The organism is Paenibacillus sp. 01L418, from assembly GCF_056400045.1.
Window position 1 is genome coordinate 1 of the sequence record NZ_JBFTSN010000046.1, and the last position, 12,811, is coordinate 12,811.

The window sequence follows — 12,811 nt, forward strand, 5'->3', positions numbered from 1 at the left end:
GCTCAGAGAAATGAGATTTAGGTTCAGCCTGCGGTGCCTTTTCGACTGATTTGCGAGGTGCAATCTTAGATTTGGCATCGTTAGGCTTTGCTTCATCTTGCATATTGCTTGTAAGCTTATTATGTAAAGGGGGAACCGAGCGCTGTTGCCCTTGTTTATCTTCCGCTTTCTTGAACGGCAATTTGTTCCGATCTTTAGCAGGAGTAGACAAAGCTTCAAACGGCAGCTCCTCATGGTGTAAAATGTTGTTCGAAACTACTTCTTTTTTCGCTTTTGGCAAGCTGCTATCATCTGCTTTTGTTTCTTGTTTCTCGCTAATCGTAATTACTGGCTGATAACGCTTCGTTAATACTGCGATACGCAATTTCTCAAGCAGAACCTCTCCAACTTGGCGAATATCATTAGAAATCGTTGCTGAAGGTTTTCTAATGAAGTCGAATGCACCAAATTGCAGTGCTTTAATCGTTTCTCTTGTATTGTCTTCACTTATACCCGAGAGCATAATGACAGGAGTTGGATGATCCTTCATAATAATCTGCAATGCGTCAATTCCGTTCATTAACGGCATTTCAAGATCTAAGGTAACGACATCCGGTTTCCATTCACGCACCGCTTCAATGGCTTCATGACCGTTTTTAGCTGTGGCTACGATCTTGAACTGTGAATCCTGAATGATTAAATCACTAATGATCTTTCGCATAAATGCGGAATCATCTACAACTAGTACGCGATAAGGAACCATTCCATTTCCTCCTCACTTCCAAAGGATTATCTTGAGAGTCTGAACATTTTATGCAGAAATCCTTTGACACCGCCGTTAATTGCAGTATTCTGTGGTATTTCAAGAAATTGCTTTGCGATCCGGTCAATAGCAACGGATGCTTCGCTTCCAGGATAGGCTACAGTAAAGGGCACTTGACGCTTCACGGCTTTTGACACATTTGGGTCATCCGGCAAAATACCAAGATGAGGCAAATCGGATTGAAGAAACCTGTGTGCAACCATGCTAATTTTATCAGCGGTTTGTTTTCCTTCACGGAAATCAGCGGCTCGATTGACAATTAACTTGAAGTGAACATCAACCTCCATCGCTTTAACCATCTTAATTAAGGCGTAAGCATCTGTAATTGAAGTAGGTTCGGGCGTTGTCACAACGATTGTTTCTTGCGCTGCAGTTATAAATTTAACCGTTTCCTTCGATAGGCCTGCGCCAGTATCAAACAGTATCACATCATACCTGCCATGCAGCTTGCTAATCTCATCAGCGAAACGGTCAAGCTGCTCTGTAGACAAATCCATCAAATCTCTAAAACCAGATCCACCTGCAATAAAGTTCAGCCCTTCCGGACCTTCCTGCACGATTTCCCAAATTGTTTTCTCCTGCTTAAGCAGATGATACAAATTGTACGTGGACGAAACGCCCATAAGCACATCAATGTTGGCCATTCCGATATCTGCATCAAAAACGAGCACTTTTTTACCCAATCGTTGGAGCGCTAATGCAAAATTCAAGCTGAAATTCGACTTTCCAACTCCGCCCTTACCGCTCGTTACCGTCACTACACGAGTCGTGCGGCCTTCATCTTGAAGCTCCTGCTGCTTGACTAAATTACGTAATGCTTCAGCTTGATCCATCATAAACTATTGCTCCCGAGCAGCTGCTTAACGTATGAATCCACTTGAAACTTCTCGATATCGTCTGGAACGGTCTGACCACTCGCCATATAGGTAGGAAGCAATTCAAAATTCATAATTAGATTAAAAATTGCTCCGTAAACCGATGTTTCATCAAGCTTTGTAAACAACACTTTTCGAACGCCGTATTTGCAAAAATGATTGGCTACTGCTGACATATCCTTCGTCTTGCCAGTCATGCTAAGCACAAGCACCGTTTCGTTAGCCTCGGTCGTTTGAAGCAAGCTGTTGACCTCTGATACATGAAGCTCGCTGCGGAAGTTTCTCCCAGCTGTATCCATATAAATGAGCTCTCGTTCTTCAAGCTGCTTGAAAGCACGGGGCAAATCCATCTGCGAAAAAACGACCTCTAGCGGCACGTTCAAGATGTTGGCATAAGTTCTGAGTTGATCCACGGCTGCAATTCGGTAGGTGTCTGAAGTAATGAACCCCACTTTCCTGCCCTGCTTGATTGTTTGTTCAGCTGCAAGCTTCGCAATAGTCGTCGTCTTGCCAACTCCGGTTGGACCAACAAAATGAACCACTCTTACATGACTGCTAATACTGCTGCCACTATAGGGTTGCAGCCACTCTTGCAGCAGCTCTGCCGCATGCTCCCAAATTTGTTCCTTTGAAAAAACGATTTTTTCTTCGGATTCTTTGTCAGAAATAGCTTGTATCAAACGCTCGATCCACTGCAATTCCATTTCTTGTTCTAGCAAGTGTTCTCTCAGTGCAATCAAGTGCTCTGATATAGAAATTAGATTGTTTTGCTGTTTCGAGAGTTTTAACATGTATTCTCTTAAATCTCGAATCTCATCGATGATGAATTGTTCTCGTTCTATTTTGTCCTTCTGAAGCTCTGCAATCGGTACTGAAGAAACTGCTTGAACGCTTGGCGGCTCCATTACAGCCGTTGCTGTTCGCTGCGCCGTTTGCAAAATTTGCTCAACGACCGCATCCACTTGAGGATCCGGGTTTCGCTGAGGTTTTGCTTGGGGATTCGATTGATTCGCTTGATTCGATTCGATAGCGGCGATAACCTCCATCTTTTTCTTACGAAACATCCCCATAAAGCCGCCTACTTTAATTTCCTTCGTATTCAATATAACTGCATCTTTCCCAAGCTCGCTTCGAATCAGAGAGACAGCTTCTGGCAATGCACTGACGACATATCGTTTTACTCTCATAGATTCACCACCCCGACACTCTGAACTTCAATATTTGGTTCAAGCTCACTGTAAGAAAGAACGGGTACATCCTGCATCGTTCTCTCCACAATTTGTCTCAAATACATCCGAATGGTAGGTGATGCGAGTACAACAGGCTGTTGGCCAGCTTGAATCTGACGATTTACATGCTCATTGAGCTTCTGATAAATCTGTTGAGTGGAAACGGGATCTAGTGCAATATAGCTGCCTTGATCCGATTGCTGCACCGATTCAGCGATTTTTTTCTCAAGCTGCGGTCCTACTGTTATCACTCGTAACGTATCGCTACCAGATGAAAACTGCTGCGTAATTTGTCTTGATAGCGACTGACGTACATACTCTGTCAATATATCAGGGTCTTTCGTATAATTTCCATGATCCGCTAATGCTTCAAAGATGGTAACTAGATCTCGTATAGACACCTTTTCTCTTAGAAGCTTCGACAACACTTTTTGTACGTCACCAATAGTAAGAATAGACGGTATAAGTTCATCAATAAGCGCAGGATAAGACTCTTTTACATTTTCTACGAGCTGCTTCGTTTCTTGGCGTCCAATCAGCTCATGTGCATGTCGTTTAATAATCTCAGTTAAATGTGTAGCAACGACTGAAGGCGGGTCAACGACTGTATAGCCTGAAAGTTCGGCACGTTCCTTCATTTGCTCATCAATCCAAATTGCAGGCAATCCGAAGGCTGGCTCTGTTGTTTCAATACCAACGACCGAATCGTCCTCAAATCCAGGGCTCATGGCCAAATAATGATTAAGCAGCAAATCGCCGCGAGCGACAGTGTTGCCTTTAATTTTGATGACATACTCATTTGGCTTCAGTTGAATGTTATCCCTGATCCGAATGACTGGTACGACGAGCCCAAGCTCCAGTGCACATTGCCTGCGTATCATGATGATTCGATCAAGCAAATCTCCTCCCTGTTGCGTATCCGCAAGCGGGATAAGACCATAACCAAACTCAAATTCAATCGGATCGACCTGCAAGAGGCTAATTACACTCTCTGGACTGCGAACCTCTTCAATTTGCTGTTCTTCGACAAGCATTTCCTCTTGCTCTTGTTGCTTATGTATAGCTTTCTGCATATACCAGCCGCCAAAGGCCAGCATAATAGCGAATGGCCAAGTTCTTAATGGACCGATTGGTGTAAGGCCTAGCAAAGCGATTGTTCCAGCTGCAATAAATAGCAGCTTCGGGTATTTGAATAGCTGAGCGGTTACATCCTCTGCCAAGTTCCCCTCTGATGCCGCTCTAGTTACGATAAGGCCAGCAGCTGTGGAAATAAGCAATGCAGGTATTTGACTGACGAGACCATCACCAATCGTAAGGATCGAGAACGTTGAAAGCGACTCGCCAAAGCTCAAGCCATGAATCGCCATACCAATGATAAATCCGCCAACTAAGTTGATGACTAGAATGATAATGGAAGCAATTGCATCACCCTTTACAAACTTGCTGGCACCATCCATTGCCCCGTAAAAGTCCGCTTCACGTTCAATTTTGGAACGACGTGCTTTTGCTTGATGTTCATTAATCAAACCAGCATTCAAATCTGCATCAATACTCATTTGTTTACCTGGCATCGCGTCGAGCGTGAATCGTGCTGCAACTTCCGCTACCCGTTCAGAACCTTTCGTAATAACGATGAACTGCACGACTACGAGAATTAGGAAGACGATAAATCCAATTGCAATTTCTCCACCGCCAACCCAGCTGCCAAACGTAGCTACGACTTCCCCTGCTTCCGCATGTGACAAAATATTTCTAGTAGTAGAAACGTTCAGCGCAAGTCGGAATAAGGTAGTGATTAGTAGAATTGCCGGAAATATAGAGAAATCAAGAGCTTCCTTTGTATTCATTGCAATAAGTAATATCATCAATGCTATCGAAATGTTTAAAATGATGAGTATATCGAGTAGTAGGACTGGGATCGGGATTATCATCATGAGTACAATTCCAATTACGCCAAATAGTATTACAAAGTCCTTTGCTTTCATGACGCCTCCACCTCCCGTAGTGTTATGATTTCAATCGGCCTTTCATCTTATATACATATGCGAGCACCTCAGCCACAGCTTGGAACAGATCTGGAGGTATGACATCCCCAATCTCCGCTCGTTCATAAAGCGCTCTGGCAAGCGGTTTATTTTCCATTGTCACAACACCGTTTTCTTTCGCTATTTCTCTAATGCGAAGCGCGACATGATCCATACCTTTGGCGATGATTCTTGGCGCTTCCATTTTGGTTGCATCATATTTCAATGCAATAGCGAAGTGTGTAGGGTTGGTAATGATGACATCCGCTTTAGGAACCTCTTGCATCATACGCTGCATGGCCATTTTGCGTTGACGCTCACGAATGCGGCTCTTAATGATCGGGTCACCTTCAGATTTTTTGTATTCATCCTTAATATCCTGCTTAGACATTCTCAAACTTTTGTTATGCTCATAACGCTGATAGAAAAAATCTGCTAATGCGAGTACGGCGAGCACCACACCAATTTCTATACCTAGTTTTATCGTTAAACCAGCGGTAAAACTAAATATTTGTTGGATTGGCAAGCTAGCAAGCACTAATATACGGTTCCATTCTTTGGATATGGTCATATATACGAGAACTGCTACAATAAGCAGTTTTAAAACACTTTTCAAAAATTCGACTACTGTTTTAGCTGAAAAAATTTGCTTAAAGCCGTTGATCGGGTTCAATTTGCTTAATTTCATTTTTAGAGGATCACCGGTTAGCAAAAAACCGTACTGTACAACGTTGCCGAGGACACCGACAAGAACGGTTACCGCAAAGATTGGCAGTAAGATTAGCAGCATTTCAATTGCCACATCATTGAAGAGCGACATAATGTTGCCTGTCGTAACTTCCATCAACAGCCAGTCTTCAAACAGATTGCCGAAGAGCATCATGATATGTGTCTTGAAATAATTGCCCATCATAATGAAGCTCATAAAAACAAAAATTAATATTAATGAACCCGGTAAATCAGCCGATCTCGCAATTTGACCCTTTTTTCTTGCTTCATCCTTTTTCTTCGGAGTTGCTTCCTCAGTCTTCTCTTGACTGAAAAGCTGCAAATCAAGCTCTAGACGGTAATTTCGCATGGGAAGCTTCCTCCTATTTCACGTCAGGCGGCGGTCCTTGCACGATACCGAATAACTGCTCCAAAGCATCAAACATGATGGAAAACAATCTTTCGAATATGCCAGCAAGACTTGGCATTAACAACACTAGCAAAATCATGCCTATAATTAGCTTTAGAGGTATCCCAATTACAAAAACATTGAACTGAGGAGCGGTTTTGGTTAAGAAGCCTAATCCAACATCCGTCAGAAACATCGCTACTACTAACGGCGCTGACACTTGAATGGCCAGCAAAAACGTGTTTGCGAATGTTCTTGTTAAAAAATCAGTAATGCTGCCGCTCATTATTCGGCTAAATAAATCATTGGACAAAGGCATCCATTCGTAACTGTCCATAAGGCCTGTTAATAAAAAATGATGACCGTTCATCATTAAGAAAACAACTAAGATCATCATGTATTTAAAATTGCCGAGCAATGGGGCTGACGTACCTGTATGGGGATCTACGATATTTGCCATTGCAAAACCAACCTGCAAATCCATTAAGGCTCCCGCGGTCTGAACGACCGTGAAGAACAAGTAGACTACATACCCAAGCAGTACGCCGACCAATATTTCTCGAACCAGAACCAAAATATATTCAGCGTCCGGAACCATCGTCTGCTTCACACCGTACGTTAAGAAAACGATAAACGAGATAAAAAATCCGAGCCCAATTTTAAAAACATTCGGCACGCCTCGCGACGAAAAAACAGGCGCTACGACGAAAAACGCAGTTATTCGACAAAAGATTAACAAAAAAATAGGGAAACCCTGTACGATCGCGTTCATACACTCACAACCTAACCGATGTAATTATGAAGATTGTTCAGCAGATTGTAAGTGAAGTCGATAACCGTATTTAGAATCCATGGGCCAAAAATAATGATGGACACGAAAACCGCTACAATTTTCGGAACAAATGCCAGCGTCTGCTCCTGAATCTGTGTTGTTGCTTGAAATATGCTGACTAGTAACCCTACGACCAAAGCAAGAACGAGCATTGGTGCACTGGCTTTCAAAACAACGAATACGGCCTGGCTGGCCAACCCGATTATGAAATCAGTACTCATCAAAAGTCCCTCCCTGCTAGTATCACGTGTTGAAACTTAATAACAAAGATTTTACGATCAAATACCATCCATCTACTAATACAAATAGCAATATCTTAAACGGCAAGGAAATCATAACAGGAGGCAGCATCATCATCCCCATTGCCATCAATGTGCTTGCGACAATCATATCGATGACTAGAAACGGAATGAATATCATAAATCCCATTATAAAAGCTGTTTTCAACTCGCTTATGGCGTATGCAGGTATTAGTACTGTGATCGGAATCTCTTCAAATGAAGCCGGCTTCTCTGTTTTCGTATAATTCATAAAAAGCATTAAGTCCTTTTCCCTCGTATGAGAGAACATAAACTTCTTCATCGGAACGGAGGCTTCCTTAAAAGCTTCTGTTTGAGAGATTTGACCTTTTAAATAGGGCTGCAATGCAACATCATTTACTTGAGAGAACGTTGGAGCCATGATAAAGAAGGTAAGGAACATTGCCAGTCCAATCAATACTTGATTGGGCGGCATTTGCTGTGTTCCAAGCGATGTTCTTACAAAGCCTAGAACGATAACGATCCTAGTAAAGCTTGTCATTAGTACCATAATCGCTGGCGCGATACTTAGTACTGTAATTAATAGAAGAATGGATAATGCGCTAGTATCGGGCGTGTCACCGCTTCCGTTGCCAATATTGATGGATACGTCGGGTAACGGCTCCGCAAATGCTTGATTATGTAATAACATCGCAAGCAATTGAACAACAACGATTGATATCCACCACTTATTTTTCATCATCCATCAACCGTTCATTTGATTTAGATTCATGCAATAACGATTCCAATTGCTGCTTGCGGTCAGCTTGCTGACTAAGCTTATTTTGCAACAAATCCTGAAAGGAAGACGTCTTGTTCCACTGCTCGTTCGTAGGATCAGAGCCATTCGGATTGTTGCGATCTTTGAACTTCTTAAGTATTTGTGAGACTAAATCCTTTGACCAAGCCGATTCCTGTTGACGCTCCAGTGCTGAAATAACAGCACTTGCTTGCTCAGGATCATCTAGCTTGTCAATTAGAGTTATGTTCTCGCCGACGCCAACGATATAAATCCGACCTGCAATCTCGACGACCTGTAACGAGTTATTCTGTCCTAGCGCAATACCGCCGAGTGAACGAAGCGATCGATTCGTTCCCCACATGCGATTGCGCTGCGACAACCATTTAATGACTAAAATAATTAATACGATAACGATGGCAAGCGATACGATAACCCAAATCATGTTGCCCGCAAGATCATTTGTTCCGGTAAACATCATTTGTCCTTCATCGTTTGCGCTGCTGCCGCCTTGTGCCGCAGCAGCCGCAAATTGTGGCCCAATCGCCATCCCAAGAGCAGACACCATTGAAATGCGCGAAGCTATGTTAAACATAATGTCTAACCGTTATCCGAGTGTTTTCTTGATCGCTTCAATTACACGATCAGCTTGGAACGGTTTGACGATGAAATCCTTTGCGCCTGCTTGAATCGCATCAATTACCATTGCTTGCTGACCCATTGCTGAACACATAATTACTTTAGCATTGCTATCAATTTTTTTAATTTCTTTCAGAGCGGAGATTCCGTCCATCTCAGGCATCGTAATATCCATTGTTGTCAAATCAGGTTTCAATTCCTTGTACTTCTCAACTGCTTGTGCGCCGTCTTGGGCTTCACCGACGACTTCGTAGCCGTTCTTTGATAAAATGTCACGAATCATCATGCGCATGAAAGCTGCGTCGTCTACGATAAGAATGCGGTTTGCCATCTTTTTATCCTCCTAGGATGCTATTGTAATTTTTGAATGCGGTCCCATTGGCTTACGATATCCGTTACACGAACACCAAAGTTTTCATCTATGACAACAACCTCGCCTTTTGCGATCAGCTTGTTATTCACTAGGATGTCGACTGGTTCGCCAGCTAGCTTGTCCAGCTCAATAATAGAACCTTGCGACAGCTCCAAAATATCTTTTATCTGCTTTTGGGTCCTTCCTAATTCTACCGTGACCTTAAGCGGTATGTCGAGAAGTAAATTGAGGTTTGTCTCATCTGGCTGAATAATTGGCGCATTGCCAAAATTAGCAAATTGCACAGGCTGTACATTAACATTTCGACTAGCTGCATGACCATATGTATGAGGCCCCGGCGGCTGCATCGACATGTCGTAGCCAGCTGCAGGTGTTTGATACGGCATAGAAGGCATTTGAGGCGCCTGTGAAGCCATATTCATTTGCGGCGGCACAGCGTTCAAATGAGCTGCTGCAGCCGTTTCTTGCATTGCCATAGCTTGTTGTGCTGCCGGCGCTGCTGCAGCCGTTTGAGGCGCTGGAACAGCAGGCTGAGCTGGCTGATCATCTACCACTCCCATTAATATATCAACCATTTGTTTCGCAAACGGAATGGGCAGCAGCTGCATGATTGTTGAATCTATGAGATCTCCAATCGTAAGCCGGAATGATATTTTTATAAACATATCTACCGGTGGCAAATGCTCCATGCCATCACCGTTATTAACATCTAGAATGTCAATGCCCGGCGGCGAAATATTGACAAAACGATTAAATATCGTTGACATCGACGTAGCAGATGATCCCATCATTTGATTCATCGCTTCTTGAACTGCACTAATGTGAATTTCATTAAGCTCTTCTACAGTGATGTTGGTGCCTTCACCGCCAAGCATCAAATCAGCAATGATTTGGGCATCTTTTGTTTTTATGACAAGTGAATTAATGCCTTGAAAGCCGTCTACGTATTGCACGCTAACTGCAACATGAGGCTTAGGGAAAATGTCAGCAAGCTCATCTTTTCTTACAATAGTAACTTGTGGTGTAGTAATATCTACTTTCTTGCCAAGCAACGTTGACAATGCTGTTGCCGCGCTGCCAAATGTTATGTTTCCAATTTCACCCAGAGCAGACTGTTCCATATCGGATAAAAAGTCTGAAAGTTGTGTTCCGACTTCAGTGTGCTGCTCCGGTTCCGGCTCACTGGAGGATTGACGTAGCAATGCATCAATTTCCTCTTGTGACAAATAGTCCTTACTCGTCATAATCTTCTTCCACTCCTTCAGTGACAATCTCATCTACTTGAACAGCTAGCCGATCCTTAACAGAGCCTGCACTGCCAATGAATTTAAGCTTGTCTCCAACTTTAATGTTGAGACCATCATTAACTGATTTATTCAATGAAATAACATCACCAATATTCAGTCCTAGAAACTCTTGAATGGTTAGCGACGACTCGCCAAGCTCAGCTACGATAGGAAGCTTCGCTTTATTTACTCGCTGCTCCAATATTTCAACTTCCTCTGGCGCGCGAGCTTTMTTTTGCGATACAAACCAGTGATGAACAGACAGCCTGGACATAATCGGTTCAATAACGACATGCGGAATACAAAGGTTAATCATACCCGTCGTATCGCCGATTTTGGTGCTGAATGAAATGAGAGCGATCGTTTCATTGGGCGATACAATTTGCATGAACTGCGGGTTCGTTTCCAATGCTTCCAGCCTAGGAGAAATATCGATTACTGTTTTCCAAGCCTCCTGCAAGCCTTCAAACGTTCGACTGAAAATTTTCTCCATAATAATGGTTTCAATTTCAGTTAAGTTGTTGATTTTGGATGGCGCTATGCCTTGTCCGCCTAACATTCGATCCAGCATTGCGTACGCTACGTTTGGATGAACTTCAAGCACCATACGACCTTCCAGCGGCTCCGCTTCAAAAATGTTCAATATCGTCATCTTTGGTATCGAACGAATAAATTCATCGTAAGGCAATTGCTCGACCTGCACGACATTAATTTGAACAAATGTGCGAAGTTGTGCTGAGAAATAGGTTGTCAAATACCGTGCGAAGTTTTCATGAATCCGCGTCAAACTTCTAATATGATCCTTCGAAAAACGTACGGCGCGTTTGAAATTATACACACTGACTTTACGCGTCGTTTCTTCCTTCTTTAAATCCTCTGCATCCATTTCACCGGAATCCAAGGCAGCTAGTAGCGCATCAATTTCATTTTGCGATAAAACATCAACCAAATATCTCACCTCCTTCGAGGAATGTCTGCGTAGTCAGTTAAAGTGGAGCAAGTGTAAAGTCTGTGATTTCTACCTTAATCAACTTACCTTTAGGAATAATAGGATTGATTAAGTTGAGAAGCTTCGACTCAAGTGCGTCTTCACCTTGAGAACCCTGCAGCTCATCTGCTGTCATATCAGCAATAACACGGTTAATAATTGGGCGAACTTCAATCTCAAGCAGTTTATCAAAATCTTCTTTTGTTTTCTTCTTGTCGAGCTGGAAAGCAAAACTCAAAATAACGACATATTCACGATCTTTCAGATTTCTTCTGAATTCCTTTAATTCAGAAGTTACGGCCACACGCTCATCAGYCGATAAAGCTTTAACCTCAATCGTTTTTGTCTCCGTCGCCTGCTCCTTAGGGTCAGTAAAAAACGACTTGAACAAGATGATTGAAACAATGGCGATTAAAGTTATGGATAACAAAATCGTAATTAACCAAGGTAGCATTTTCTTCATGACGATGGACCCTCCGTTTGCTCACTCTTTTGGGCCGCCGCAATAAGGCCAATTGTGCGAAGATACTGCCCATTAAGCTGCAACAGTTCCGTTGTTTTTTCTTTTACAACCAGCTTCTTGCCCGTCGTAAGTGTAATCACCGTATCCGCTGATTCTTCAATCATTTCAATTAATAAAGCATTTATTGTGACCTTTGTTCCGTTCAACCGCGTTACGGTAATCATCAGTTGCCCCCTCACACCTAGGGGAGGCGTTAAGCCTCCCGCTCGTTATGACTTACTTATCGTTTTAGATTAACTACCTCTTGCAAAATTTCATCAGAAGTTGTGATAATACGTGAATTCGCTTGGAAACCACGTTGTGCAACGATCATTTCTGTAAATTCAGCAGTTAAGTCAACGTTAGACATTTCCAGCTGACCGGCAATGATTGCGCCTGTACCGAATTCAGGATCAGTCGCGAACGTCATGAAATCCTCAATAGAAGCATCCGGATTAGCATTCGCTGTAACACGGTACATATTGCCGCCCAGTTTCTCAAGACCACTTGGATTTACAACTTTGGCTACGCCAAGCTGTGCAACGGCTTCCGTACCATCCGCTGTTACACCCATGATCGTTCCGTCTTGACCAATGGAAAACGCCGTAATTGCTTCATCAAGTACGATAGGCTCTTGATCAACGCTTAGTACGAAATAGCCATCGCCTGTAACAAGCTGTCTATTTGAATCAAGCGTAAAGTTGCCCGCACGTGTTAAAAGCATTTCAGAATCTTCGCTCGCTCTAACTACGAAAAATCCGTCTCCGTCAATACGAAGGTCTGTCGGTTGGTTCGTTGTCATTGCGCTTCCTGCGGTATGTACGGTATCGATAGAGCCGATAGACACGCCGAGTCCGATTTGTTTTGCGTTAACGCCGCCGCGTACGCCTTCCTCAGGTGCGGTAACGCCCGCAACCGTTTGGCTCAAAATATCTTTGAACATGACGCGACCTGCTTTAAAGCCAACCGTGTTCACGTTCGCAATATTGTTACCAATAACGTCTAGCTTTGTTTGGAAGCCGCGCATACCGGACACGCCCGAATACATCGATCTTAGCATTTTCGTAATTCCTCCTAGGGAATGGATTAAAATCTTATGGGCTTCA

Annotated in this window: 15 protein-coding genes; all 15 read right to left on the minus strand. The window is 43.1% G+C overall.

Going from position 1 to position 12,811, the window contains the following annotated elements; all coding sequences use genetic code 11:
* On the minus strand, positions 1-742 hold a 742-nt coding region (locus AC1DSE_RS09090), incomplete at its 3' end, for a response regulator (RefSeq protein ID WP_477527608.1).
* A 26-nt stretch (positions 743-768) separates the two neighbouring features.
* Positions 769-1,638 carry a MinD/ParA family protein gene (locus tag AC1DSE_RS09095; RefSeq protein ID WP_339208931.1) on the minus strand — a complete coding sequence of 290 codons (870 nt, stop codon included), beginning with the start codon at positions 1,636-1,638 and terminating at the stop codon, positions 769-771.
* Positions 1,635-2,864 carry a flagellar biosynthesis protein FlhF gene (flhF, locus tag AC1DSE_RS09100; protein WP_477511422.1) on the minus strand — a complete coding sequence of 410 codons (1,230 nt, stop codon included), beginning with the start codon at positions 2,862-2,864 and terminating at the stop codon, positions 1,635-1,637. Before flhF ends, AC1DSE_RS09095 begins: the two co-directional genes overlap by 4 nt.
* Complete coding sequence (gene flhA / locus AC1DSE_RS09105) at positions 2,861-4,891, minus strand: flagellar biosynthesis protein FlhA (RefSeq protein ID WP_076269162.1); 2,031 nt, start codon at positions 4,889-4,891, stop codon at positions 2,861-2,863. The genes flhF and flhA overlap by 4 nt, the downstream gene beginning before the upstream one ends.
* Positions 4,892-4,913: 22 nt before the next feature.
* Complete coding sequence (gene flhB, locus AC1DSE_RS09110) at positions 4,914-6,008, minus strand: flagellar biosynthesis protein FlhB (protein ID WP_477511423.1); 1,095 nt, start codon at positions 6,006-6,008, stop codon at positions 4,914-4,916.
* 13 nt (positions 6,009-6,021) lie between these two features.
* On the minus strand, positions 6,022-6,819 hold the full coding sequence (gene fliR, locus AC1DSE_RS09115) for a flagellar biosynthetic protein FliR (protein ID WP_076269160.1): 798 nt from the start codon (positions 6,817-6,819) through the stop codon (positions 6,022-6,024).
* Positions 6,820-6,830: 11 nt separating this feature from the next.
* Positions 6,831-7,100 carry a flagellar biosynthesis protein FliQ gene (fliQ, locus tag AC1DSE_RS09120; RefSeq protein WP_054028974.1) on the minus strand — a complete coding sequence of 90 codons (270 nt, stop codon included), beginning with the start codon at positions 7,098-7,100 and terminating at the stop codon, positions 6,831-6,833.
* 22 nt (positions 7,101-7,122) lie between these two features.
* Positions 7,123-7,830 carry a flagellar type III secretion system pore protein FliP gene (gene fliP / locus AC1DSE_RS09125; RefSeq protein ID WP_372239010.1) on the minus strand — a complete coding sequence of 236 codons (708 nt, stop codon included), beginning with the start codon at positions 7,828-7,830 and terminating at the stop codon, positions 7,123-7,125.
* A gap of 37 nt (positions 7,831-7,867) precedes the next feature.
* Complete coding sequence (locus AC1DSE_RS09130; RefSeq protein ID WP_477511424.1) at positions 7,868-8,512, minus strand: flagellar biosynthetic protein FliO; 645 nt, start codon at positions 8,510-8,512, stop codon at positions 7,868-7,870.
* Positions 8,513-8,524: 12 nt separating this feature from the next.
* Positions 8,525-8,887: a response regulator gene (locus AC1DSE_RS09135; RefSeq protein WP_076269158.1), complete on the minus strand. Its 363-nt coding sequence runs from the start codon at positions 8,885-8,887 to the stop codon at positions 8,525-8,527.
* Between the two features lie 20 nt (positions 8,888-8,907).
* Positions 8,908-10,173 (minus strand): flagellar motor switch phosphatase FliY, encoded by a 1,266-nt coding sequence (gene fliY / locus AC1DSE_RS09140; RefSeq protein WP_475449022.1) that lies wholly within the window; start codon positions 10,171-10,173, stop codon positions 8,908-8,910.
* Entirely contained in the window at positions 10,163-11,164 is a 1,002-nt protein-coding gene (fliM, locus tag AC1DSE_RS09145) for a flagellar motor switch protein FliM (protein ID WP_477527609.1), read from the minus strand. Before fliM ends, fliY begins: the two co-directional genes overlap by 11 nt.
* Positions 11,165-11,201: 37 nt before the next feature.
* Positions 11,202-11,666 (minus strand): flagellar basal body-associated FliL family protein, encoded by a 465-nt coding sequence (locus tag AC1DSE_RS09150; RefSeq protein ID WP_477527610.1) that lies wholly within the window; start codon positions 11,664-11,666, stop codon positions 11,202-11,204.
* Positions 11,663-11,890, minus strand: a complete 228-nt coding sequence (locus AC1DSE_RS09155) for a flagellar FlbD family protein (RefSeq protein ID WP_054028981.1) — start codon at positions 11,888-11,890, stop codon at positions 11,663-11,665. The genes AC1DSE_RS09150 and AC1DSE_RS09155 overlap by 4 nt, the downstream gene beginning before the upstream one ends.
* A gap of 56 nt (positions 11,891-11,946) precedes the next feature.
* Positions 11,947-12,765, minus strand: a complete 819-nt coding sequence (gene flgG / locus AC1DSE_RS09160) for a flagellar basal body rod protein FlgG (protein WP_076269155.1) — start codon at positions 12,763-12,765, stop codon at positions 11,947-11,949.
* Between the last annotated feature and the right edge of the window lie 46 nt (positions 12,766-12,811).

Excerpts from the sequence above, each read along its gene's own strand:
- AC1DSE_RS09095 (WP_339208931.1), bottom strand. The coding sequence starts at position 1,638 with ATGATGGATCAAGCTGAAGCATTACGTAATTTAGTCAAGCAGCAGGAG.
- flhF (WP_477511422.1), bottom strand. The coding sequence starts at position 2,864 with ATGAGAGTAAAACGATATGTCGTCAGTGCATTGCCAGAAGCTGTCTCT.
- flhA (WP_076269162.1), bottom strand. The coding sequence starts at position 4,891 with ATGAAAGCAAAGGACTTTGTAATACTATTTGGCGTAATTGGAATTGTA.
- flhB (WP_477511423.1), bottom strand. The coding sequence starts at position 6,008 with ATGCGAAATTACCGTCTAGAGCTTGATTTGCAGCTTTTCAGTCAAGAG.
- fliR (WP_076269160.1), bottom strand. The coding sequence starts at position 6,819 with ATGAACGCGATCGTACAGGGTTTCCCTATTTTTTTGTTAATCTTTTGT.
- fliQ (WP_054028974.1), bottom strand. The coding sequence starts at position 7,100 with ATGAGTACTGATTTCATAATCGGGTTGGCCAGCCAGGCCGTATTCGTT.
- fliP (WP_372239010.1), bottom strand. The coding sequence starts at position 7,830 with ATGTTATTACATAATCAAGCATTTGCGGAGCCGTTACCCGACGTATCC.
- AC1DSE_RS09130 (WP_477511424.1), bottom strand. The coding sequence starts at position 8,512 with ATGTTTAACATAGCTTCGCGCATTTCAATGGTGTCTGCTCTTGGGATG.
- AC1DSE_RS09135 (WP_076269158.1), bottom strand. The coding sequence starts at position 8,887 with ATGGCAAACCGCATTCTTATCGTAGACGACGCAGCTTTCATGCGCATG.
- fliY (WP_475449022.1), bottom strand. The coding sequence starts at position 10,173 with ATGACGAGTAAGGACTATTTGTCACAAGAGGAAATTGATGCATTGCTA.
- AC1DSE_RS09155 (WP_054028981.1), bottom strand. The coding sequence starts at position 11,890 with ATGATTACCGTAACGCGGTTGAACGGAACAAAGGTCACAATAAATGCT.
- flgG (WP_076269155.1), bottom strand. The coding sequence starts at position 12,765 with ATGCTAAGATCGATGTATTCGGGCGTGTCCGGTATGCGCGGCTTCCAA.